The sequence below is a fragment of the Phaeobacter sp. JH20_02 genome (assembly GCF_048056915.1).
Classification (GTDB): domain Bacteria; phylum Pseudomonadota; class Alphaproteobacteria; order Rhodobacterales; family Rhodobacteraceae; genus Phaeobacter; species Phaeobacter bryozoorum.
Map to the genome: position 1 here is coordinate 200,190 of NZ_JAYMVP010000017.1, position 22,046 is coordinate 222,235.

General features: G+C 62.3%; 20 protein-coding genes. 9 read left to right on the forward strand and 11 right to left on the reverse strand.

Annotation, left to right across the window (positions count from 1 at the left end):
- Positions 1 to 7: 7 nt before the first annotated feature.
- Positions 8 to 871: a 3-methyl-2-oxobutanoate hydroxymethyltransferase gene (gene panB, locus VWY34_RS05155; RefSeq protein ID WP_416545853.1), complete on the reverse strand. Its 864-nt coding sequence runs from the start codon at positions 869 to 871 to the stop codon at positions 8 to 10.
- Between the two features lie 161 nt (positions 872 to 1,032).
- On the opposite strand from panB, the gene VWY34_RS05160 reads away from it, so the two are divergent.
- The gene (locus VWY34_RS05160; protein WP_416545851.1) at positions 1,033 to 2,511 is read left to right on the forward strand and encodes an ABC transporter substrate-binding protein; all 1,479 of its coding nucleotides are present in this window, start codon (positions 1,033 to 1,035) and stop codon (positions 2,509 to 2,511) included.
- A gap of 71 nt (positions 2,512 to 2,582) precedes the next feature.
- Here VWY34_RS05160 and VWY34_RS05165 read toward each other — a convergent pair whose 3' ends face one another.
- Complete coding sequence (locus VWY34_RS05165) at positions 2,583 to 3,767, reverse strand: acetoin utilization protein AcuC (RefSeq protein WP_416545849.1); 1,185 nt, start codon at positions 3,765 to 3,767, stop codon at positions 2,583 to 2,585.
- Positions 3,768 to 3,962: 195 nt separating this feature from the next.
- Here VWY34_RS05165 and VWY34_RS05170 point away from each other — a divergent pair, with 195 nt between their 5' ends.
- From VWY34_RS05170 to VWY34_RS05190, 5 genes are all read left to right on the forward strand, one after another.
- A complete protein-coding gene (locus tag VWY34_RS05170) occupies positions 3,963 to 4,910 on the forward strand; it encodes an ABC transporter permease (RefSeq protein WP_416537627.1) in 948 nt (315 codons plus the stop codon).
- Positions 4,911 to 5,031: 121 nt separating this feature from the next.
- Entirely contained in the window at positions 5,032 to 5,847 is an 816-nt protein-coding gene (locus VWY34_RS05175) for an ABC transporter permease (protein ID WP_416545845.1), read from the forward strand.
- On the forward strand, positions 5,844 to 7,451 hold the full coding sequence (locus VWY34_RS05180) for an ABC transporter ATP-binding protein (RefSeq protein WP_416545843.1): 1,608 nt from the start codon (positions 5,844 to 5,846) through the stop codon (positions 7,449 to 7,451). The genes VWY34_RS05175 and VWY34_RS05180 overlap by 4 nt, the downstream gene beginning before the upstream one ends.
- The gene (locus tag VWY34_RS05185) at positions 7,448 to 7,921 is read left to right on the forward strand and encodes a GNAT family N-acetyltransferase (RefSeq protein WP_260078801.1); all 474 of its coding nucleotides are present in this window, start codon (positions 7,448 to 7,450) and stop codon (positions 7,919 to 7,921) included. The genes VWY34_RS05180 and VWY34_RS05185 overlap by 4 nt, the downstream gene beginning before the upstream one ends.
- A complete protein-coding gene (locus VWY34_RS05190; RefSeq protein WP_416545841.1) occupies positions 7,914 to 9,371 on the forward strand; it encodes an aldehyde dehydrogenase family protein in 1,458 nt (485 codons plus the stop codon). Before VWY34_RS05185 ends, VWY34_RS05190 begins: the two co-directional genes overlap by 8 nt.
- 126 nt (positions 9,372 to 9,497) lie before the next feature.
- On the opposite strand, the gene pncB is transcribed toward VWY34_RS05190, so the two are convergent.
- The 3 genes from pncB to pncA form a co-directional block, all read right to left on the reverse strand.
- A complete protein-coding gene (pncB, locus tag VWY34_RS05195; RefSeq protein WP_416534271.1) occupies positions 9,498 to 10,787 on the reverse strand; it encodes a nicotinate phosphoribosyltransferase in 1,290 nt (429 codons plus the stop codon).
- Positions 10,788 to 10,851: 64 nt separating this feature from the next.
- The gene (locus tag VWY34_RS05200; RefSeq protein WP_416545839.1) at positions 10,852 to 13,116 is read right to left on the reverse strand and encodes an ATP-binding protein; all 2,265 of its coding nucleotides are present in this window, start codon (positions 13,114 to 13,116) and stop codon (positions 10,852 to 10,854) included.
- A gap of 58 nt (positions 13,117 to 13,174) precedes the next feature.
- Positions 13,175 to 13,780, reverse strand: a complete 606-nt coding sequence (pncA, locus tag VWY34_RS05205; protein WP_416540822.1) for a bifunctional nicotinamidase/pyrazinamidase — start codon at positions 13,778 to 13,780, stop codon at positions 13,175 to 13,177.
- Between the two features lie 121 nt (positions 13,781 to 13,901).
- Between pncA and VWY34_RS05210 the strand changes: the two genes are divergently transcribed.
- The 3 genes from VWY34_RS05210 (at position 13,902) to VWY34_RS05220 (ending at position 16,169) form a co-directional block, all read left to right on the forward strand.
- A complete protein-coding gene (locus VWY34_RS05210; RefSeq protein WP_340546378.1) occupies positions 13,902 to 14,816 on the forward strand; it encodes a rhodanese-related sulfurtransferase in 915 nt (304 codons plus the stop codon).
- 165 nt (positions 14,817 to 14,981) lie between these two features.
- Positions 14,982 to 15,179, forward strand: a complete 198-nt coding sequence (locus tag VWY34_RS05215; protein ID WP_416534267.1) for a hypothetical protein — start codon at positions 14,982 to 14,984, stop codon at positions 15,177 to 15,179.
- The gene (locus VWY34_RS05220) at positions 15,180 to 16,169 is read left to right on the forward strand and encodes a Hint domain-containing protein (RefSeq protein WP_416537622.1); all 990 of its coding nucleotides are present in this window, start codon (positions 15,180 to 15,182) and stop codon (positions 16,167 to 16,169) included.
- A gap of 22 nt (positions 16,170 to 16,191) precedes the next feature.
- Here VWY34_RS05220 and hpaH read toward each other — a convergent pair whose 3' ends face one another.
- The 6 genes from hpaH to VWY34_RS05250 all read right to left on the reverse strand — a co-directional run bounded on the left by hpaH (position 16,192) and on the right by VWY34_RS05250 (position 22,035).
- On the reverse strand, positions 16,192 to 16,992 hold the full coding sequence (hpaH, locus tag VWY34_RS05225; RefSeq protein WP_416545837.1) for a 2-oxo-hept-4-ene-1,7-dioate hydratase: 801 nt from the start codon (positions 16,990 to 16,992) through the stop codon (positions 16,192 to 16,194).
- Positions 16,989 to 17,843, reverse strand: coding sequence for a fumarylacetoacetate hydrolase family protein (locus VWY34_RS05230; protein ID WP_416545835.1), 855 nt, complete (start codon positions 17,841 to 17,843; stop codon positions 16,989 to 16,991). Before VWY34_RS05230 ends, hpaH begins: the two co-directional genes overlap by 4 nt.
- Positions 17,840 to 18,823, reverse strand: coding sequence for a 3,4-dihydroxyphenylacetate 2,3-dioxygenase (gene hpaD, locus VWY34_RS05235; protein ID WP_416549062.1), 984 nt, complete (start codon positions 18,821 to 18,823; stop codon positions 17,840 to 17,842). The genes VWY34_RS05230 and hpaD overlap by 4 nt, the downstream gene beginning before the upstream one ends.
- Complete coding sequence (hpaE, locus tag VWY34_RS05240) at positions 18,823 to 20,334, reverse strand: 5-carboxymethyl-2-hydroxymuconate semialdehyde dehydrogenase (RefSeq protein WP_416545830.1); 1,512 nt, start codon at positions 20,332 to 20,334, stop codon at positions 18,823 to 18,825. The genes hpaD and hpaE overlap by 1 nt, the downstream gene beginning before the upstream one ends.
- Positions 20,331 to 20,720 carry a 5-carboxymethyl-2-hydroxymuconate isomerase gene (locus VWY34_RS05245; RefSeq protein ID WP_416534261.1) on the reverse strand — a complete coding sequence of 130 codons (390 nt, stop codon included), beginning with the start codon at positions 20,718 to 20,720 and terminating at the stop codon, positions 20,331 to 20,333. The genes hpaE and VWY34_RS05245 overlap by 4 nt, the downstream gene beginning before the upstream one ends.
- Before the next feature lie 82 nt (positions 20,721 to 20,802).
- Positions 20,803 to 22,035 carry a Tm-1-like ATP-binding domain-containing protein gene (locus VWY34_RS05250; protein WP_416545828.1) on the reverse strand — a complete coding sequence of 411 codons (1,233 nt, stop codon included), beginning with the start codon at positions 22,033 to 22,035 and terminating at the stop codon, positions 20,803 to 20,805.
- Positions 22,036 to 22,046: the final 11 nt, after the last annotated feature.

The window sequence follows — 22,046 nt, forward strand, 5'->3', positions numbered from 1 at the left end:
GATGGGATCAGTCCTTTTGCGGGGCCTTGGCCGGTGCCGCCGTCGTCGGTGCCGGGGCCTGGTCTGCAAATACATGTTCGGCCGCCGGGAAGCTCCGCGCGCGCACCTCGGCTGCATACTCGGAAATCGCCGCCTCTGCCAAGGGGCCGAGATCGGCATAACGTTTCACGAATTTGGGCTTAAAGGCGGTAAAGAATCCCAGCATGTCATCGACAACCAGAATCTGACCGTCACAGTCGGCACTGGCCCCGATACCGATGGTCGGAATCGCCACCTCAGCGGTGATCCGATCGGCCAGCCCCTGCGGCACCTTTTCCAGCACCACGGAAAACGCGCCTGCCTCCGCCACCGCATGAGCATCCGCCAGCACGGCATCGGCCTGCGCGTCGCGGCCCTGCACCTTGTAGCCCCCCAGCGTGTTGATCGACTGCGGCGTGAGGCCGATATGCGCCATCACCGGGATGCCGCGCTTCACGAGAAAGCGGATGGTCTCGGCCATCTCGACACCGCCCTCCAGCTTGACCGCCCCGGCGCCGGTTTCAGCCATCAGCTTTGCGGCATTGCGAAACGCCTGCTGCGGACCTTCCTCATAGCTGGCAAAGGGCATGTCGATGACCATCATCGCCTGTTTCAATCCGCGCGCCACCGCCTGCCCGTGCAGGATCATCATCTCCATCGTGACGCCAAGCGTCGAGGGCAAACCGTGCAGCACCATGCCAACGCTGTCGCCGACCAGCACAAAATCGCAATGCGCGTCCATCAGCTGCGCCATCGGCGTGGTATAAGCCGTGAGGCTCACCAGCGGGGTGCCGCCTTTGCGGGCGCGGATATCCTCGGCATTGGGAGCCATTTTGCGGGCCGTTGCACTCATGATGCTGTCCTCTCCGTTCGCATTGCGCACCGCTAGCAATTTACGCTGCGCGCTTCTAGGGGGCGAAATGTCCCGCTAACCTTGATTACCTGACGGAAAACGCGGAACAGTTTTCCGAAAGGTCACAAAATGCGGCCACCACCCAGAGGGAGAGACCACCAATGACACGATTGCCATTCCTGTTTGCTGCCAGTTCCGCACTGTCCATTCTGGCGGGGGCGGCTGCGGCGCGAGAGACCGTCACCGTGGCCCTGCAGCTGGAACCGCCGCATCTGGACCCCACCAGCGCTGCCGCCGGGGCCATTGATCAGGTGCTCTATTCCAACGTCTTTGAAGGGCTCACCCGCTTCATGGGCGATGGCTCGGTTGTACCCGGTCTCGCCGAGAGCTGGGAAATCTCCGAGGATGGGCTGACCTACACCTTCTCTCTGCACAAGGACGTCCGCTTTCACGATGGCTCCACGATGGACGCCGAGGATGTGAAATTCAGCCTTGATCGCGCCCGCGCCGAGGATAGCACAAATGCCCAGAAGGCGCTGTTTGCAGATATCGCCAGTGTTGATGCGGTCGATCCGCTCACCGTCAGGCTGACCCTGTCGCAGCCCAACGGTATGATGCTGTTCAACCTTGCATGGGGCGATGCCGTCATCGTGGCCCCCGAAAGCATCGAGAGCATCAAGACCATGCCCGTCGGCACCGGGGCCTTTGCCTTTGATGGCTGGGTTCAGGGCGACCGGATAGATCTTGTGCGCAACCCGGATTACTGGGGCACGCCCGCCATGCTGGACGGAGCAACCTTCAAATTCATCTCCGACCCCACGGCGGCCTTTGCGGCGATGATGGCCGAAGATGTCGATGCCTTCTCCAGTTTCCCCGCGCCGGAAAACCTGCCCCAGTTTGAGGCCGACCCGCGGTTTCAGGTGCTTGTCGGCTCCACCGAGGGCGAGACAATCCTGTCGATCAACAACAAACAGGCGCCCTTCGACAATCCCAAGGTCCGCGCCGCCGTCGCCCATGCGATCGACCGTCAGGCCATCATTGATGGTGCGATGTTCGGCTACGGCACGCCGATTGGCAGCCATTTCGCACCACATCACCCCGCCTATGTCGATCTGACCGGCAGCAGCGCCTATGACCCGGAGAAATCCCGCGCCCTCCTGGCCGAGGCGGGTCTGGCCGATGGCTTCACCACCACGCTGCACCTGCCGCCGCCCTCATATGCGCGCCGGGGCGGGGAAATCATCGCCGCCCAGCTGGCTGAGGTCGGCATCACCGCAGAGATCATCAATGTGGAATGGGCGCAGTGGCTGGAAACCGTGTTCCGGGGCAAAAGCTTTGGCCTCTCCATCGTCAGCCACACGGAGCCGATGGATATCGGCATCTATGCCCGCCCCGATTACTACTTCCAGTATGACAATGCCGCCTTCCAGCAGCTGATGACGGATCTCTCGGGCACCACCGATCCCGACACCCGGACAAAGATGCTGCAGCAGGCGCAGGAGATCATCGCAAACGACTATGTGAATGGCTTCCTGTTCCAGCTGGCATCGCTGAGCGTGGCCAAGGCGGATCTGCAAGGTCTCTGGGCAAATGCCCCCACACAGGCCACCGACCTGACGGCGGTCAGCTGGGCAAAATAGACCATTCCCCCAGTGTTAGAGACTGAATAACAGCGCCCCAGACCGGGGCGCTGTTGCCGTTTGCTCAGGCCTCAGCGCAGCCCCCGCCGCCTGCGCAGCAGCGTCACAGCCTCGCGGATCTGATCGCGCACGGGGCCGGGACGCGGTTCATCGCGCAACGTGGTGAACCAATGCTCCGGCGGGTTCCGCCCCAGTCGGTGCCCCTTGAACTCCAGCCCACGCAGCACCCCCTCGGCCGCCGGTGGCAGACGCTCGGGGATCTGATGCCCGTTCAGCACCGCCCAGACCCCGGTCCACAGCCGCCCGACGGACCATGGATTATAGCCACCGCCACCCAGCACCAGATAGCGCGGCGCAAGCGGGCGCAGCGCCGCCACCACCGACCAATGCGCGTTGTTGGACAGATCCAGATGCGCCAAAGGATCCTCGGTGACCGCATCCGCCCCGCATTGCAGGACCACCGCATCAGGCGCGAAATCCGCCACCGCCGGCAGGATCAGCTCTTCCAGCACATAGCCCATCTCGCTGTCATTGAACCCGCGCGGCACCGGCAGATTCAGCGCGTTTCCGCCTGCGTCATCGTCCAGCCGACCAGTCTTCGGCCAGAGGTTCTCCTCATGGGTGGAGATCATCAACACATCGGGATCCCCCGCAAACCCATGCTCGACCCCATCGGCATGATGGGCATCAATATCGACATAGGCGATCCGCTCTGCACCGTGATGGCGCAGTGACAGCATCGCCAGCACCGGGTCGTTCAGATAACAGAACCCATTCGCCCGATCCGGCATCCCGTGATGGGTGCCACCGGCCGGATTGTAGATCACCCCACCATGTGCGAGCTGCTCACCGGCCAGAATAGATCCGCCGGCAGCCGTCGCCGGCCTACGAAAAATCTCGGGGAACACCGGGTTGGAAATGGTGCCGATGTGATGGCGTGCCTTGACCTCATCGCTGACAGCCTGCGCCTGCTCGGCAGCCTGAAGCGCCGCGATATACTCAGCGCTGTGCCAGCGCCGAAGGGCGGCAGGCTTTGCCCGGGGAGAGATCTGATACTGCGCCGCAGGCAGCCAGCCCAGCGCCCGTGTCAGATCCATCACCGTTGAGACCCGCGGCACCCGCAACGGATGCGCACGCCCGTAGCTGGAACCACGGTAAATCTCCGAGCCGATAAAAACCGGCGCCTCCAGCGCCTTTGGAACGGACCTTGTCCGAGCAGGATCAGACAGTGAAATGGCGGCGGCTCTCGGTGTCATGCGACCAGAGATAGCCCGGAACCGCGCGCCGCCAAACCCCGTATCTGCAACCGACGCGACAGCTGCGCGATAGCCGCACGCCTTCGCCTAATGCGATCCTGCCAGACAACTGGAAAACAATGCCTTTGACGAATTATCAAGGTCGATGCCCGCCCGCTCTGGACCCCCGCCCAGCGCCCCCCTAACCTGCCGCCAATGGGACGCTATATCGCCAAACGCCTACTGTCGCTGATCGTCAGCCTTGTCATCGCCTCTTGGGTGATCTTCTTCGTCATCGAGATTGCACCGGGCGATCCGGCCTCCTTCATGCTGGGAATCAACGCACAGCCCGACACGATCGCTGCGCTGCGCAGCGAACTGGGCTTGGACGAGGGGAAATTCGCCCGCTACATCAGCTGGTTCACCGGCATGTTGCAGGGCGATTTCGGCACCTCCTATACCTATCGCACACCGGTGGCCCAGATGGTTGCGGATCGGCTCTGGGTCTCGCTGCCGCTTGCGGTCTATGCGCTGACACTCTCGACACTGATTGCCTTGCCCGCAGGCATCTATGCCGCCGCGCGCCGGGGCAAATCAGGGGATATTGCCGTGATGGGCGCAACCCAGCTGGGGGTCGCTGTCCCGAACTTCTGGTTTGCGATGATGCTGGTGCTGGTGTTTGCCATCAATCTGCGCTGGTTCAGCGCCGGCGGGTTTGTCGGCTGGGAGGCCGGGCCACTGGCCGCGCTGCATTCCCTCACCCTGCCCGCCATTGCGCTGGCCCTGCCGCAGGCGGCTATTCTGGCCCGCGTCATGCGCTCGGCTCTCTTGGATATTCTGGGCGAGGATTTCATCCGCACCGCCCGCGCCAAAGGGTTGAGCCAGCGGCAGGCCCTGTGGCGTCACGGGCTGCGCAATGCGCTGATCCCGGTGCTGACCATCATCGGGTTGCAGTTTTCCTTCCTCCTTGCCGGCGCGATCATCATTGAGCAGGTGTTTTATCTTCCCGGTCTCGGACGCTTGGTGTTTCAGGCGATCTCTGCCCGCGATCTGATCGTGGTGGAAAGCGTCGTGATGCTTCTGGTCTTTGCGGTGATCCTGGTGAATTTTCTTGTCGATCTGACCTATGCGCTGGTCGACCCAAGACTGCGGGGGCGCGGATGACAAACCACATGTCCCGCACATGCCCGGCACAGCCGGGCAGCGCCCGACCCTCCCCCCGGAAGGGCGCTTTGCACCTACTCAGGGTCAGACGCAAGCCACTCCGCGACACGCGAGGCCCCCGATGACCCGTAGTCTCATCCTTGGTGGTGTCCTCTCCGCACTGGTTCTGCTGGCAGCACTGCTGTCGTTCATCTGGACGCCTTACGACCACACCGCGATGAACATCCCCGCCAAGCTGCAAGCCCCAAACGCCATACACTGGCTCGGCACCGATCACTTTGGCCGCGATATCCTGTCGATGATCATGGTTGGTGCGCGCACCTCGATTGCAGTGGCACTGGTGGCGGTGGGCATCGGCATGGGGCTCGGCGTGCCGCTTGGCCTCGCCGCGGCAGCCAAACGCGGGTCCTGGCTGGACGAAGGCATCATGCGGGCCAATGATCTGGTCTTTGCCTTCCCGTCGCTGGTGATCGCCATCCTGATCACCGCCATCCTTGGCGCCGGTGCGATCAATGCGATCATCGCCATCGGCATTTTCAACATCCCGGTCTTTGCCCGCGTCACCCGTGGCGCGGCACTGTCGCTCTGGCAGCGGGAATTCATTCTTGCCGCCCGTGTCGCTGGCAAGGGGTCGGCGCGGATTTCGGCAGAACATATTCTGCCCAATGTTGCCAACCTGCTGATCGTACAGGGCACCATACAGTTCTCGCTCGGCATTCTGGCCGAAGCAGGTCTCAGCTATGTGGGCCTTGGCGCACAACCGCCGGTGCCCAGCTGGGGCCGGATGCTGGCCGATGCCCAGACCATGGTCAGCCTCGCGCCCCATATGGCGCTGGTGCCGGGCTGCGCGATCATCCTCACCGTTCTGGGCCTCAACCTGATGGGGGACGGGCTGCGCGATTGGCTGGACCCAAAATTGCAGGGAGGTCGCGCGTGACCCTGCTTGAGATCACCAACCTCTCGCTCTCCATCGGCACCTTCCCGATCCTGCGTGATGTCTCCCTGTCGGTAGACCCCGGCGAGATCCTTGCCATCACCGGCGAAAGCGGGTCCGGCAAATCCCTGACCGCGCTGACCATCCTGCGGCTTCTGCCCAATTGCACCCGCCTCTCCGGGCATCTGAGCCTTGAGGGCCAGGACCTGCTGGCGCTGAACGAAGAGCAGATGTGCGATCTGCGCGGGCGCAAGATCGGCATGGTATTTCAGGAGCCGATGACCGCACTCAACCCGGTGCAGAGCATTGGCGATCAGGTGATGGAAACCCTCCTGCTACACAGCAGCGTGACCAAAGCCGAAGCCGAAGCAGAGGCGCGCAGCCTGCTGGACCGGGTGGGCCTGCCCGCCGAACGCTTCCCGCTCAGCCGCTATCCGCACGAGCTGTCCGGTGGCCAGCGCCAGCGCGTGGTCATCGCCATGGCCATCGCCATGCGGCCGGCGCTGCTGATCGCAGATGAGCCGACAACCGCGCTGGATGTGACAACACAGGCGCAGATCCTCGACCTGCTGCGCGATCTGGTGCGCGACTACGGTATGGGGATGATCATCATCACCCATGATCTGGCGGTGGTGGCTGATATGGCCGACCAGATCGTCGTCATGCGAAAAGGCGAAGTGGTCGAGACCGGCAGCACGACGCAGCTTCTTGCCAATCGCCGTCATCCCTATACGCAGAAACTCTTTGCCGCCTCGAACCATCAGGCCGCCCTGCCCCCGGTGGTGGATACCGACCCGCAGGACACCCCCCTTCTGGAGGTGCGCGACGCGGTGCGCGACTATCCCCTGCCACGCAAACGCCTGTTTGCGCCAGCAGACCATATGCGCGCGGTGGATCACGTCAGCTTTGCCCTGCATCGTGGCGAACGGCTGGGTCTGGTGGGCGAATCCGGCTGCGGGAAATCCACCCTGACCCGCGCCATTCTGGGGCTGGAACCGCTGCAAGGCGGCGAGATCCTGCTGGATGGCACCCCGCTGTCGCCCAGGGGGTTGAGCGCCGAGCAGCGGCGCAAGATGCAGGTGGTGTTCCAGGATCCCTTTGGCAGTTTCAACCCCCGCCACCGCGTCGCACGGCTGATCACCGAACCCTTCCACGGCGTTCCAGACGCCCCCAGTGGGCACGACCGGGACGATCGCGTGGCTGAGGCACTAAGTGCCGTTGGCCTCAACCCCGAGGACGCAGGCCGGTATATCCACCAGTTTTCCGGCGGGCAGCGCCAGCGCATCGCCATTGCCCGCGCGCTCATCACCCGGCCGGAGCTGATCCTGTTTGACGAAGCGGTCTCGGCGCTGGATGTCTCCGTGCGGGCGCAGATCCTTGACCTTCTGGCAGAGCTCTGCACCTCCTATGGGCTCAGCTATCTGTTCATCAGCCATGACCTGCATGTGGTGCGCAGCATGACCGACCGCTGTCTGGTCATGCAAAAGGGTCAGATCGTCGAACACGGCAGGACAGAAGATCTGTTTGCCAATCCGCAACATCCATATACGACATCTCTGATCGCAGCCGCTCCGGTGCTACCCGATCTGAAAACGGGGGCTGCATGAGCTTTAGACTGACCTTGATCCTGCCGCGCGAACGGGCGCGGCTGGCAGCGGCGCTGACCCGCTACTACTCCGAAATTGCCCCGGACCTGCGGATCGACCCCAGTGAGCGCGCAGGCCAGATGCTGCACCGCAAGGATGTGACGGCGTTCTGGATCCGCCAAGAGCAGGACCGCATCGGGTTTGCCATCGTGCTCAACCTGCCCGATGATCGTCGTGAACTGTCGGAATTTGCCATTGATCCGGCCTATCGCAGGCAGGGGTACGGCCATGCCGCGGCCAGCCTGATCTTTGCCGAATTTCCGGGGTATTGGCGAATGGGCATTTCCGCAGGCTCGCCCAATGCAGTGGCGTTCTGGGGCACCTGTCTCAGCGCCGTGAAGGGGGTCGAGCAGCTGCGTGAAGGCGCGCCATTTACCGAGCATCAGATCAAGAGTTACAGTTTCCACATCGCAGGAGCCCAGAATGACTGACGCAGCGCCGCTTTGGTTTGATCCCGCACTCTGCCTGATCGGTGGCAGCTGGCAGGCCCCTGCCGGGGGCGGAACGCTTCCCCTCACGAACCCGTCTGATGGCAATATCCTCTGCCAGATTGCCCGTGGTGACTCCCGCGACATTGACGCCGCGGTTGCCGCTGCCCGCACCGCTCTGAATGGTGTTTGGGGAGAGATGACCGCCACCGAACGCGGGCGGCTTCTGACCCGGATGGGCCAGATGGTGCTGGAGCGCTGCGAGACCCTCGCCCAGCTGGAGGCACTGGACGTCGGCAAGCCGCTGACACAGGCGCGGGCGGATGCGGTGGCGCTGGCGCGGTATCTGGAATTCTACGGCGGCGCGGCGGACAAACTGCATGGCGAGACCATCCCCTATCAGGCCGGTTATACCGTCTACACCCTGCGCGAACCCCATGGGGTCACCGGTCATATCGTACCCTGGAACTACCCGATGCAGATCATCGGCCGTTCTGTCGGTGCCGCGCTGGCAATGGGCAATGCCTGCGTCCTGAAACCCGCCGAGGAAGCCTGCCTGACCGCGCTCGCCTTTGCCCATATCGCGGTGGAGGCCGGGCTGCCCGCAGGCGCGCTGAACGTGGTTCCGGGCATCGGTGCCGAGGCTGGCGCGGCGCTGGCGCGGCATCCGGGGGTTGATCATATCTCCTTTACCGGGTCGGTCAGAACCGGCGCGCTGGTGCAGCAGGCGGCAGGGGCCAATGTGGTGCCGGTCACGCTGGAACTGGGCGGGAAGTCTCCGCAGCTGGTGTTTGACGATGCCGATCTGGAGGCCGCCCTGCCGTTTCTGGTGAACGCAGGGATCCAGAACGCAGGCCAGACCTGTTCCGCCGCTTCGCGCATTCTGGTGCAACGGGGCGTCTATGATCAGGTGCGCGCCGCCATGGCCGAGGCCTACAGCCGGCTGACCGTGGGGCCGGCCCTGTCCGACCTGCGTCTGGGACCGCTGATTTCCGCCCGGCAGAAAGAGATCGTCGAGGGCTATCTGGCGCAGGGCGCCGACCTCACGATTGCGGCGCAGGGTGTGCTGAGTGAGGCGGCCAGCGACAAAGGCGCCTATGTGCGCCCAACCCTGTTTGCAGATGTTGCGGCGGATCATCCGCTGGCGCAGGACGAGATATTCGGCCCGGTGCAGGTGCTGATCCCATTTGAGGATGAGGCAGAGGCGGTCCGGATTGCCAACAGCACCGACTACGGGCTGGTTGCGGGCATCTGGACCCGCGACGGCGCCCGCCAGATGCGGCTGGCCAAGCGCCTGCGCGCGGGTCAGGTCTTCCTCAACAACTATGGCGCCGGTGGCGGGGTTGAGCTGCCCTTTGGCGGGGTGGGCAAATCGGGCCATGGCCGCGAAAAAGGCTTTGAGGCGCTCTACGGTTTTTCGCAGCTGAAAACGGTTGCGGCCTATCACGGCTAGGCCGACGCCCGCGATCAAGGTCAGCAGGACTCACCCATTGTTTCGCGTGCGAAACATTGGGGCAGATCTATTGCCGCAACTTATTGGGAAATCCGCGCCCAACGCCCCCAGATGGGCGAAGTATTTCTAGACTATTACCGCCTGGCTCTGCTGTTCACCGACACCAAACACCCGCTTGTAACGGTCGATTTCAGCCTGCGGGCCCATCGCCTTTTCCGGGTTGTCGGAGAGTTTGACGGTGGGGCGGCCATTGGCCGACACCGCCTTGCACACCAGGGAGAACGGCGCGAGGCCGTCATCCGGCACCAGCCCGCGGAAGTCATTGGTCAGCAGCGTGCCCCAGCCAAAGGACACTTTGGTGCGGCCTGAAAACTGCGCATGCAGTTCCTTGATCTTGGCAACATCCAACCCGTCGGAGAAGATCACCCGTTTGTCCTGCGGGTCCTCGCCCCGCTCCTGCCACCAGCGGATCGCGGTTTCGGCGCCGCTTGCGGGATCGCCGCTGTCGATACGGATGCCGGTCCAGCCCGCCAGCCAGTCCGGCGCGCGATCCAGGAACCCCCGGGTGCCATAGGTATCGGGCAGGATGATGCGCAGATTGCCTTCATGCTCGTCATGCCAGTCGGACAGCACATCATAGGGGGCCTGCGCAAGTGCGGCATCATCTTCGGCCAGCGCGGAATAGACCATCGGCAGCTCATGGGCGTTGGTGCCAATAGCCTCGACCTCGCGGCGCATGGCAATCAGGCAGTTCGAGGTACCGGTGAATTTATCGCCCAGCCCCTCCATCATCGCCTGCACGCACCAGTCCTGCCAGAGAAACCCATGACGGCGGCGGGTGCCGAAATCGGCGATGCTGAGGCCGTCTATGTCGCGCAGCTGTTCAATCTTTTCCCAGACCCGGGTCATGGCGCGGGCATAGAGCACCTGGAGTTCAAACCGGCCCATGCTGTTGATCACCGCGCGGCTGCGCAGTTCCATAAGGACCGACAGGGCCGGGATTTCCCAGAGCATGACCTCGGGCCATTTGCCTTCAAACGTCAGTTCGTATTGGTCGCCCTTGCGCTCCAGCTCATAGGGCGGCAGGCGCAACCCCTCGAACCACTCCATGAAATCGGAGCGGAACATCTGGCGCTTGCCGTAGAACGTATTGCCGCGCAGCCAGGTGCTTTCGCCACGCGACAGCGATAGCGAGCGGATGTGGTCGAGCTGTTCGCGCAGCTCGCCTTCGTCGATCAGATCGGCCAGCGGGATATGTTTGGATCGGTTGATCAGCGAGAAGCGGACATTGGTGTCGCGGCGATTGCGATACACCGACTGGCACATCAGCAGTTTGTAAAAATCGGTGTCGATCAGCGAGCGCACGATCGGATCGATCTTCCACTTGTGGTTATAGACGCGGGTTGCAATGTCCACAGGCGGCCTCATCCATCGTGTTTCAATGGTTGATAAAACAGGCCGCAGCCAGGAGCAAAGGAAATCAGACTGCTGCGCGACGACCCTGAGGAAGGCTGTGTTTGCACAGAACCGCAAGCAGGTCATCGCGGTTGATCGGCTTGCTGAGGAAATCATCCATGCCCGCGGACAGGCAGGCCTCGCGATCGGAATCAAAGGCATTGGCCGTCAGTGCCGCAATGACAGGCTGGCGGATCTCCATCTCGCGGATCATGCGGGTGGCCTCCAGCCCGTTCATCACCGGCATCGACATATCCATCAGAATGACATCGGGATCAAACTCCGGCGTTTTCTCGACCGCCTCGGCGCCATCCACGGCAAATTCCAGCATAACCGGTTCGTCCTGAAGGTATTTCTCAACCAGGAGGCGGTTGATCCTGTTGTCCTCAGCGACGAGGATACGCATCCCCTGCAAACAGCCTTCTTCCTGCGGGATGGTGCCGTCGGTGTCGGACAGGGCGGAGCCAGTGGCAGGCTGCATGCGCAGGTGGACGGAAAAACAGGCCCCTTTGCCAAGGTCAGAGGTCACGTCGATCTCACCGCCCATCGCCTCGCACAGGAGGCGCGATATGGTGAGGCCAAGACCGGTGCCGCCAAACCGCCGCGTGATCGCCGCATCGGCCTGAGAGAAGCGTTCAAAGATCTGATCCTGCTTGTCCTTGGCGATGCCGATGCCTGTATCGGTGACCGAGAATCGCAGGCGCAGCCGGTCGCCCGCCTGCGTGGTGGCCACCGCGACGCGAACGCCGCCGGTCTCGGTGAATTTCACCGCATTGCCGACCAGATTCAGCAAGACCTGGCGCAGGCGCCGGTCGTCGCCATTGATCAGCCGGGGCACGTCCGGCGCGATATCGAGATCAAGGCTGATGCCCTTCTCCTGCGCCTGCGGTTCAAAAAGCTTCAAGGTCTGCTGGAAACAGGCGCGCAGATCAAAATCAACCTCGCTCAGGATGACCTCGCCCGCGTCCATCTTCGAGAGATCAAGCACATCGTTGATCAGCGACAAAAGAGTGCGGGCCGAGCCGAGGATCGTATCGGCATAGAGCTTTTGCTCGTCATCCAGATTGGTCCGTTCCAGCATCTGCGCCATGCCGATAACCCCGTTCATCGGGGTGCGGATCTCATGGCTCATGGTGGCGAGGAATTCGGATTTCACCCGCGCGCCCTCCTCCGCGGCGATGCGGGCATCCTTCAGCTGCTGTTCGTATTGTTTGGAGGCGGTGATATCACGTTCGACGGCAATGATGGTCTCCACCGTCCCGTCGTCGCGCAGCATCGGCACCTGATTGGTCTCCAGCCACAGACGCTGACCATCCTTGCGACGATTGCAGATCTCAAGCCGAAACGGTTTGCCGGTGGCGCGCCCCTTCTCCAGTGCCTTGACCACCGCCATATCGGTGTCTTCACCGTTCAGCAGCTCACCCGGCATCCTGCCGATCGCCTCATCGTAGCGGTAGCCGGTGATCCGGGTGAACGCCTCATTGACCCATGTGATCCGCCCCTCCTGATCCATGAGGAAGACGCTGTCGTTGGCATTCTCGGCCACCAGAGCAAGCTGTTGGGATTGCAGCTGCTGGGCCTGTAGCTTGGCGTTGATCTTGGCCAGCTGCTTATGTTGCAGGGCCATCGCCAGGGTGTTTTTGCGGCTGCGGTGGTAGCGACCCGCGATAAAGCTGACGAAGAAGAAGACGCTGACATAGAGCACGCCCAGACCGGCGAATTGAAAGGACTGCACCTCGATCACGGCAGTGCCGTGATCGGCAAGGGTTTCAATCGCGATGCTGACCAGAGGTGTCAGCGCATAGACCACCAGCCGCACGATACCGGCAGAGATCTGATAGGGCAGGATCACCGTGGCATTGATGGCGGCCCCGACCAGGATACCGACGGTGAACAGCGGCGTGGCATGGGCCTGATGCAGGTGGTTTTCCGCGTGGATGAAATACGATGGTGAACAGGCCAGAAAGGAGAGGGAAACCGCCTGCACCCCAGCGGTGAGGCTGCTGATGGCCAGCACGCGCTTATAGGGGGCATTATCCGCAATCGGCGTTGCCCGCATAAGGTAGAGCGTATCAACCAGGTCGCCGAGAAACGCGACCACAAAGACCAAGAGACCAGCCATTGGCGATATCAGCAGACCGATCAGCGCCGACAGCCCTGCCATGATCAGCTGGCGGAACGCAAAATACCGGCACCGCCCATCCGCATAGCGGTTGAGCAGCCCGCGTTGGCTGTATCGCCTGCTATAGGTTTCTAGCGGCCCAGTGTTGAGCGCATCGGCCTGCGGCATCTCTTTGCAAGGTCCCTGATGACGACGAGTCTCTGAATATCGTCAATTCGTTAATAACTTACCCAAAGGCACCAACCAGCCGCACGCCTGCCGATTGCATATGCGTCACTGCGGTTGTCAGAGAGCCATCCAGATCAATCGCGCGGCAGGCTGTCAAATCCACTGTCACGTCGTAGCCCAAACGGGCGGCATCCAGTGCCGAAAATGCGACACAAAAATCGGTGGCAAGCCCGACCAGCGTCAGATCGCGGATGCCGCGGTCCTGCAGATAGCCGTGCAATCCGGTGGGCGTGCTCTGGTCGTTTTCAAAGAACGCCGAATAGCTGTCGATATGACGGCGGTAACCCTTGCGCAGAATCAGGTCGCCACGCAGGTCCAGATCCGGGTGGAACTGCGCCCCGGCGCTGTCGATCACGCAGTGATCGGGCCAGAGCACCTGCGGGCCATAGGGCATGTCGATGCTGTCATAGGCGGCAGCGTCGCGGTGTTGCGAAGCAAAGGAACTGTGGTCGGCCGGGTGCCAGTCCTGTGTCATCAGCACTGCGTCGTAATCAGGCATCATCGCATTGATTGGCGCCACGACCTGATCCCCGTCCGGCACCGCCAGGGCACCGCCGGGGCAGAAATCCAGCTGAACATCAATCACGATCAGGGCTTTGGTCATCGGGTTCTCCACGTCTTGCCTGACAGGGGTACGCCCCCTGCGCCCACCCGTCAACAAAGCTGCGGCGATGCGGCATTCCACGACCTTGCAGCGCCTTGCCTGCTTGGTGTAGAGCGGCGCCATGTATACGATTGCCGCTCTCTACCACTTCACCCGTTTCGACGATCCCGCCGCTCTGAAACCGGCGCTTCTGGCCCTTTGCGAGGCGCAGGGGGTCAGGGGCTCATTGCTGCTGGCGCAGGAAGGCATCAACGGCACCATCGCTGGCCCGCGCGCCGGGATTGATGCGGTGCTGGCCCATATCAAGGCGCTGCCCGGTTGCAGCGATCTTGAATGGAAGGAAGCCACCAGCGACAAGCCCCCCTTTGGCAAGATGAAGGTGCGGCTGAAGAAAGAGATCGTCACTATGGGCCAGCCGGACATCGACCCGCGTGCCCGCGTCGGCCATTACGTGGAGCCGGAAGACTGGAACGATCTGATCCGCTCGGACGATGTCGTGGTGATCGACACCCGCAATGACTACGAGGTTGCCATCGGTACCTTCGAAGGCGCGATCGACCCCAAGACCGAGAGCTTCCGCGAATTTCCGGCCTGGTGGGAACAGAACAAGGACCGGTTCCACAACAAGCGTGTTGCGATGTTCTGCACCGGTGGCATCCGCTGCGAGAAATCTACCAACTTCCTGATTGGTCAGGGCGTGGAGGATGTCTATCACCTGAAAGGTGGTATCCTGCGCTATCTTGAGGAGATGCCGCAGGAAGACAGCAGCTGGACCGGCGAATGTTTCGTCTTTGACAGCCGGGTGTCCGTCGGACACGGGTTACAGGAAGGTCCGCATGAGCTGTGCAACGGCTGCCGCAGGCCCATTCTGCCAGAGGACAAATCCAATCCGGCCTTTGAGCAGGGGGTGTCCTGCCATCTCTGTATCAATGAGACCTCTGAGGCCGACAAGGCCCGGTTCCGCGAGCGGCAGAAACAGATGAGACTGGCGCGGGAACGCGGCGACGACCACCTGGGCCATCTGCCGCTGCGCTGAGGCCAGCGCCGGCCGCCGCGATACCGATCACATCGCCACTGATCTGCGCATTTACGGGCCCCTTTTCGGCGGCGCTGCGTGGAGTCGCGCAAAAACTGTTTGGCGAAACGCCACACTCGCCTAAAGTAATTGGTAACCATGATTAAAGAGTGAGCCGGGTGAGTGATGGCGACGCGCAAGAACCAAGACTTCTGTTCCGATCTAAGAACACGCTGCGGCACAGAGGTGGACGCGGCGGAGCGGCAGTTGGCCGAGGCTGAGCTTGGCTCCGGGGCGATACGGTACAAGCTCAATCCGGCAGGGCTGCGCCATCTGTTCAAATCGCTGTCGCAAGACGATAGCGGATCGCAGGGGCAGAGCTAGATGCCACAGTATACCGTCACAGCCTTCAATTGGAGCGCGGCTGGCTACAACGCCCAGTACAATACATCCTATACCGCGACGCTGGATGACGATGACGGGGCCTATCAGGGCGGAGCCGACGGCAACGAGAGTATCAGCATCAACGGGGGCGCCTTCGGCGGATCTGCAGGGGAGCCTTACGCCATTGACGTCTCCTTCACCGACACCGGCGGCACCCCCCATGTCGAGACCTTCTATTTCTTCAACACCGGCGGCAGCTGGTATTTTGTCCCCGGCCCGGGTTCTGAATTCACCGTTGGTGCGACACTTGGCAGTTACCAGAGCCACACCACGGGCTGGAATTATTCCGAGATCACCTGTTTTGTCCGCGGCACCCTGATCGAAACCGAACGGGGTCGGGTGGCTGTCGACTCCCTGACCGCCGGTGATCGCGTGCTGGTCGCTGATGGCAGCTACCGGCCGCTGCGTATGGTGATGAGCCGCGCGCTGACGGCGGATGCGCTGCGCGCCAACCCCAAGCTGCGCCCGGTCAGGATCACCGCCGGGGCGCTGGGGCATGGTCTGCCGATGCGCGATCTTCTGGTGTCTCGGCAGCATCGCATGTTGGTGTCGTCAAAGATCAGCGAACGGATGTTTGCCGACGCCGATGTGCTGGTCGCCGCCGTGCGGCTGACCGAGCTGCCAGGTATTGATATCGAGCAGACCTGCGAGCCGGTGGAGTATTTCCACCTGTTGTTCGACAGGCATGAGGTGATTTTTGCCGAGGGCGCCCCGACCGAGAGCCTGTTTACCGGTGCCGAAGCGCTGAAGGCGCTGACGCCGGAGGCCTATGAAGAGGTCACCCTGCTGTTTCCCGAGCTGCTTGCGCCGCAGGCCGCATGCCGCACGGCCTGCCATATCCCCAGTGGCAGACAGCAACGCCGGTTGGTGGCGCGGCATCTGAAAAACAACAAGCCCATTCTCGCAAGCGGCGCCGTCGCAGTGCCATAAGCATCGCACAGGTGAAGTTGTCTCAGGCGAAGGTGATCTCCACCGCGCCGAAGGGGCCGAAATCAGCCCTGATCGCAGTGCCGGAGGGGCATTCGACGGGGCGGATAAAGCTGCCGGAAAGGATGATCTGACCGGGTTCGATGCGCTGGCCATATTGCGCCATGCGGCGGGCCAGCCAGACCACGCTTTCGACCGGATCATCAAGCACGCCTGCGCCAAGCCCCGTTTCCTCAACCTCGCCATTGCGCGAGGTGATTGCCCCGACCCAGCGCAGATCAAAGGCGTCGACCGCGTGGCTCTGCGGTCCCAGTACGACACCTGCGTTAGCCGCATTGTCGCTGATGGTGTCGAATACGTTGCGGCTTTGGCCGGTTTCCCTGTCCTGGCGCGCGATGCGCGTGTCGAGGATCTCGAGCGCGGGTGCCACATAGTCGGTGGCGGCAAGCACCGCAGCCCGGGTAATATCGCCGCCACTGAGGGCTTGTTTCATGACAAAGGCGATCTCCGCCTCGATCCGCGGCTGGATGAAACGACCGGCGGGAACTGTCGTGCCATGTGAAAACACCATGTCGTCAAACAGGATACCGCTGTCGGGTATGTCGATGTTCAGCGCGTATTGCATCGCCTTGGAGGTGAGGCCGATTTTCCAGCCGACGACGTTGTGCCCCTGCGCCAGCTTGGCTTCGCAGACCGCCTTCTGGATCGCATAGGCATCGTCCATATCCATCTGCGGATAGCGTCTGCTGAGCAGGCCGATCTGCTGTCCCGTTGCCTCCGCCCGCAGGAGATCCTCTGCGGCCCTCGCGTGATCCTGCGGTGTCATGGGGCTTCGTCCTCGATCGTGTTGCGCAGCGTGCCGATGCCGGAAACCTCGACCTCAACCACATCGCCGGGTTTCAGGAACTGCGGCGGATCCAGCCGTGCGCCGGACCCGGTGGGGGTTCCGGTCACGATAATATCGCCCGGCTCAAGCGTCATGAAGGTGGAGATATATTCGATCTCCCGCCGGATCGGGTGCATCATGCGCGACAGGACATCGTCCTGCCTGACCTCTCCGTTCACTCGGGTGATGATGCGCGCGTCATCCAGCTGCGCCGGATCCCGGAACGGCACCAGCCAGGGGCCGATGGCACCGGAGTTGTCCCAGTTCTTGCCCTGGGTGACGTTGAATTTCGCGTGGCGCACCCAGTCGCGGATGGTGCCTTCGTTGCAGATGGTGAGCGCGGCGATATGGTCATAGGCGTCGGTCTGTGCGATGCGCCGCCCGCCTTTGCCGATGACAATCGCCACCTCGCCCTCATAATCGAGCATATGGCTTTCGGGGGGGCGGATGAGCGGGCGATTGTGGCCAGTGAAGCCACTGGCAAAGCGGGGGAACAGCGACATGTATTTCGGCTGCTCGCTGCCGTCTTTGTATTCGGCATTGCGATCCGGGAAGTTGACGCCGACACAGAGGATCCGCCGCGCATTGGGCAGCACCATGTCGTACTGCACATCTGTGTGGGTGACGGATCTGCCCTCGGCCGCGACCATCAGCTGATCCAGCCCGCCCGCGCGCACCACATCCAGCAGGGTCGGCCATTGCGGGAAGTCCGGGCTAAGCGCGATCATCCCGTCATCGGTTGCGGCCCCGTAGAAAGCCTGCCCGGCTGCGCTGTAACTTGCAAACTTCATGGCGCGATGATCGGGCTGGCTTGTAACGCCGACTCCCTCGGCGTGACGCCGACAAAACGGCTGCCGTGTTTGAACCAGCTTTCCGGGGCCGGCGCCCCCCAGAGCGTCTGGCGCTGCGGATCCTTCAGATCCCATTTGATCGGTTCAAGGTCGGGATCGACGGTCTGATAATCGGAACAGTAGATTTCGATCCGGTGGCCATCGGGATCGAGGATATAGAGGAAGAAGGCGTTAGAAATGCCATGTCGACCGGGGCCGCGTTCGATATTGGTCACATAGCCGGTGGTCGCCATCAGATCGAGCAGGTCGATGATATTGAGCGGGTTCGGCACCCAGAAGGCCACATGGTGCATACGCGGGCCGGTGCCATTGGTGAAGGCCATGTCATGCACGCCACCTTTGCGATGCAACCAGGCCGCCCAGAGTTTCTTGCTGTCTTCGTCTTCGGTATATTCCGTCACCCGAAAGCCGAAATCGCTATAGAAGGCGACCGAGGCATCGACGTCATGGCTGAAGCAGTTGAAGTGGTCGATCCGCAAAGGTTTCACACCGCGATAGAGCGCGTATTGCTGGTGGATCGGCGCCAGCCGGTCCATCTTGTGGTAGAACTCCAGCGGGATCCCCATATTGTCCGAGGTCAGCAGCGTACGCCCCTGATACGGGCGCTGCACCCATTCTGTTGGCCGTCCCTTCTTGCGGAAATAGGCGTCGGCGCGGTCCAGATCCTCCTCGTCAAAGGTCTTGAACCCCATCACCTCAACCGTGCCCGGCTGATCTGATTGTTGCAGGATCACGCAGTGGTGACCGCGCTCCTCCATCGCGCGCAGGTAGACGCGCTGTGTGTCCTCGTCGCTGACCTGAAGACCGAGGATCTCGGTGTAGAAACGCTTGGAGGCGGCCAGATCCTTGACGTTCAGGCAAACGTGGCTGAGCCGGATCGTGTTGAAATCGGGATAGAGATTTGGGGCGGGAACAGGCATCAGAGCGCTCCTAGCTTGGTGATCTTATGGGAGCCGGTGGCAAAGCCGATGTGTTTTTGCTCCATGTAGAACTCAAACGACCAGTCGCCGCCGTCGCGACCGATGCCGGAGGCCTTGACGCCACCAAAGGGCGTGGGCAGATGGCGCACATTCTCCGAGTTCACCCAGATCATGCCCGCTTCCAGCTTGTCGGTGAAGCGCAGCGCCCGCGTCAGATCGTTGGTCCAGAGATAACCGGTGAGCCCATAGGCGGTGTCATTGGCCAGCGCCAGCGCCTCCTCCTCGGTCGCAAAGGGGATTGAGGTCAGCACCGGGCCAAAGATCTCCTCCTGCGCGATCCGCATATCGTTGCGGGCACCGGTGAACAGCGTCGGGCGGACGAAATACCCCTCGTTGCCCAGCACCTCGCCGCCGGCGGCAATCGTCGCGCCGTCGTCTTTGGCAATGCCGAAATAGCTGGTGACCTTGTTGAAATGCTCCTCGCTGACAAGCGGGCCGATCTCGGTCGCGGGATCCAGGGGGTGGCCAACCCTGATATTGTTGATGCGCTCGATCAGCCGGGTTTCGAAGTCGGCGCGGATGCTGTCCTGGACCAGAAGCCGGGAGGAGGAGGTGCAGCGTTCGCCATTGATCGAATAGATCATGAAGATCACCGCATCGAGCGCGCGCTCAAGATCGGCATCCTCAAACACGATGACGGGGTTCTTGCCGCCCAGCTCAAGATGGTTGCGCTTCAGCGTATCGGCGCCCTGTTTGACGATCAGGCTGCCGGTGCGCGATTCCCCGACAAAGGCGATGGCCCGGATCGCCGGGTGTTCGCACAGCGCCTTGCCCACCTCATCGCCGAACCCGTTGACAGTGTTCAGCACACCCGGTGGCAGTCCGGCCTCCTCGGCGATCTCGACCAGCAGCCGCGCGGTCAGCGGTGAGGCTTCGGCGGGTTTGTGAACGACGGTACATCCCGCCGCTAGCGCCGGCGCAATTTTCCAGGTCGAGAGCATGAAGGGTGTGTTCCACGGCGTGATCACCCCAACCGGGCCGATGGGCACACGGGTGGTCACATTCATCAGGGTTGGGGATTTGAGATGCTGGCCATCGCGCGCCTGCACAACCTGATCGGCAAAATACCGGAAATTCTCGGCTCCGCGCAGCGCCGCTTTGGACATGAATTTATAGGCCTGGCCAGTATCCCAGCATTCACAGAGCGCGATTTCTTCGGCGCGGGCTTCGATGCCTTCGGCGATCCGAATGAGGATCTTCCTTCGTTCAGAGGCCGACAGGTCGCGCCAATCTGCAAAGGCCTGCTGCGCCGCGCGGGCGGCGGCGTCGATATCTGCGGCTGAGCCCTGGGCAACATCGCAGATCACGCTTTTGTCCACCGGCGAGATGGTCTGAAACACCCCTGCTCCGCCGGCCACATCGGCGCCGGCAATCCGGTTCTGGATCCCGGAGGCACGGAACCGCTCCAGATAGCTGTCCAATTTGCGGATATGGCTGTCGAGCTGGCTCATGCCGGGTCCTCCAGATGATCACGGATATTTCCGAATTTCGGTGAAAGCGCTGCGTTGATGTCGCGCATCTCTGCTGACAGGGCGATGGAATGGCGATCCATCGCCGGGGCCACGAAGTTGCGCAGCACGGCAAAGATACGGGCGGTTGCGTCTTGCTTTACGGTGTCGCTGCGCCCCTCCCGCAGGCGGATGGACAGGTCGATGAAACCATGGTCCGGGTTGCCATCGGCAATTGCCACATGATCGACGCGCAGCGCCCGCACCCGGATCCCTGCAATGGGAAAGGTGTCGATCGCGGCCGCCTCTGCGCGGATCGCCTCGCACAGTGCAGAGATGTCCAGCACGTCCTCTAGATTGGCGGAATATTCGATCTGGAAATGGGGCATCAGGGCACCTTGGCGACTTATTGCTTATCAAGTTAAGTAAAAAGCACACGGCGAGTCAAGCGCAGGATCCGGGCGGCAGGCGTTACGGCGAAACAATGCCGTCGGCGCACCAGCGGTCGAAAATCTCCAGTGCCTTATCAGCGAAGGCACGGTCGTTGATATGGCTGTCGAGGCGGTGCACGGAGACATGCGCGGGCAATGTCGCCTCAAGCTCCGCCAGAAACGCCGCCAGCCCCGCGCTGTCGTGCAGGTCGGCGCCTTCGCGGTCCCATTCGCCGAGTCCACGCTCCGGCAGGATCATCGCCACAGGACCGTCGGCGTCAGCCAGCTGTTTCGAATGGGCGCGGGCGACCTGGCGCCGTTCCTCGGTGTTGAGGACAATCGAGGTCAGCAGCCGGTTGTGCGCGTGTTTCGGATGGTCCGACCATTTCTCGGCGATTGGCTGCCAGCCGACCACATCAACCAGATCATAGCAGCCGGGGGCGACAATCTGCGGCGTCCCCCTGGCGCCGGCATTGGTAAGGCGATCCGCACCGGCGGAAATCGACGATCCGTGGATATGGTTGCCAAGCTCCTGGGTGCAGAAGTCAAACACGCAGGCAAAGGCGCCCTGCGCTGCGAGGCTCTCAAAGGCGCGCCCTCCCATGCCGGTGGCGTGAAAGACCGCAACCTCAAACCCACGTGCCTCAAGTGCCGGTTTCAGCGGAATGACGTATTTCAGCGCCGATGTGCCAAGGGACATGATACCGATCAGCGGTTTATCCGGGTCCGGAATCTGCGCGGCCCTCGCGGCGCCCAGAACGGCGCCTGCGGCCTGGCTGAGCGAGGCCTTGCAGACGGAATTCAGCCCGTAAAGCCCACCAGCCCAGAGGATCATCTGGGTGTCGGCAGCCAGTCTTTCGGCAGGGATCAGCGGCGAGAAGGAAACGGTTGAGACAATGTATTTCGGCACCCCAAGCGGCAAGGCCGAACAGACATCAAGCGCCAGATCGGTGCCCATCGTGCCGCCAAGGACGATCACCCCGTCAAAAGCCGCCATCCGGTGCAGCCGCGCCGTCAGCAAGCTGGCACCATGCGCCATGATCTGCATGGCGGTGTTTTCATCCCCGCTGTCGATGGCCGCCCGGATCGAGCTGCCACCGGCCTCGGCGACGTCGTGTTTGGAATAGTCGGTCGGCGTCGATGGGTCGGCCAGAACCGAGACATCCATGGTCAGGACCCTGCCCCCCTGATCGCCGATCACACTCGCCAGAAAACCAAGCTCATCGTCCTTGGTGTCATAGGTGCCAACCACCAGAATGGTTTTCTCGGTCATTGCCCCACCTT

Bases quoted from the DNA above. Each gene is read 5' to 3' on its own strand.
- panB (WP_416545853.1), bottom strand. From the start codon at position 871: ATGAGTGCAACGGCCCGCAAAATGGCTCCCAATGCCGAGGATATCCGC.
- VWY34_RS05160 (WP_416545851.1), top strand. From the start codon at position 1,033: ATGACACGATTGCCATTCCTGTTTGCTGCCAGTTCCGCACTGTCCATT.
- VWY34_RS05165 (WP_416545849.1), bottom strand. From the start codon at position 3,767: ATGACACCGAGAGCCGCCGCCATTTCACTGTCTGATCCTGCTCGGACA.
- VWY34_RS05170 (WP_416537627.1), top strand. From the start codon at position 3,963: ATGGGACGCTATATCGCCAAACGCCTACTGTCGCTGATCGTCAGCCTT.
- VWY34_RS05175 (WP_416545845.1), top strand. From the start codon at position 5,032: ATGACCCGTAGTCTCATCCTTGGTGGTGTCCTCTCCGCACTGGTTCTG.
- VWY34_RS05185 (WP_260078801.1), top strand. From the start codon at position 7,448: ATGAGCTTTAGACTGACCTTGATCCTGCCGCGCGAACGGGCGCGGCTG.
- VWY34_RS05190 (WP_416545841.1), top strand. From the start codon at position 7,914: ATGACTGACGCAGCGCCGCTTTGGTTTGATCCCGCACTCTGCCTGATC.
- VWY34_RS05200 (WP_416545839.1), bottom strand. From the start codon at position 13,116: ATGCCGCAGGCCGATGCGCTCAACACTGGGCCGCTAGAAACCTATAGC.
- pncA (WP_416540822.1), bottom strand. From the start codon at position 13,780: ATGACCAAAGCCCTGATCGTGATTGATGTTCAGCTGGATTTCTGCCCC.
- VWY34_RS05210 (WP_340546378.1), top strand. From the start codon at position 13,902: ATGTATACGATTGCCGCTCTCTACCACTTCACCCGTTTCGACGATCCC.
- VWY34_RS05215 (WP_416534267.1), top strand. From the start codon at position 14,982: ATGGCGACGCGCAAGAACCAAGACTTCTGTTCCGATCTAAGAACACGC.
- VWY34_RS05220 (WP_416537622.1), top strand. From the start codon at position 15,180: ATGCCACAGTATACCGTCACAGCCTTCAATTGGAGCGCGGCTGGCTAC.
- hpaH (WP_416545837.1), bottom strand. From the start codon at position 16,992: ATGACACCGCAGGATCACGCGAGGGCCGCAGAGGATCTCCTGCGGGCG.
- VWY34_RS05230 (WP_416545835.1), bottom strand. From the start codon at position 17,843: ATGAAGTTTGCAAGTTACAGCGCAGCCGGGCAGGCTTTCTACGGGGCC.
- hpaD (WP_416549062.1), bottom strand. From the start codon at position 18,823: ATGCCTGTTCCCGCCCCAAATCTCTATCCCGATTTCAACACGATCCGG.
- hpaE (WP_416545830.1), bottom strand. From the start codon at position 20,334: ATGAGCCAGCTCGACAGCCATATCCGCAAATTGGACAGCTATCTGGAG.
- VWY34_RS05245 (WP_416534261.1), bottom strand. From the start codon at position 20,720: ATGCCCCATTTCCAGATCGAATATTCCGCCAATCTAGAGGACGTGCTG.
- VWY34_RS05250 (WP_416545828.1), bottom strand. From the start codon at position 22,035: ATGACCGAGAAAACCATTCTGGTGGTTGGCACCTATGACACCAAGGAC.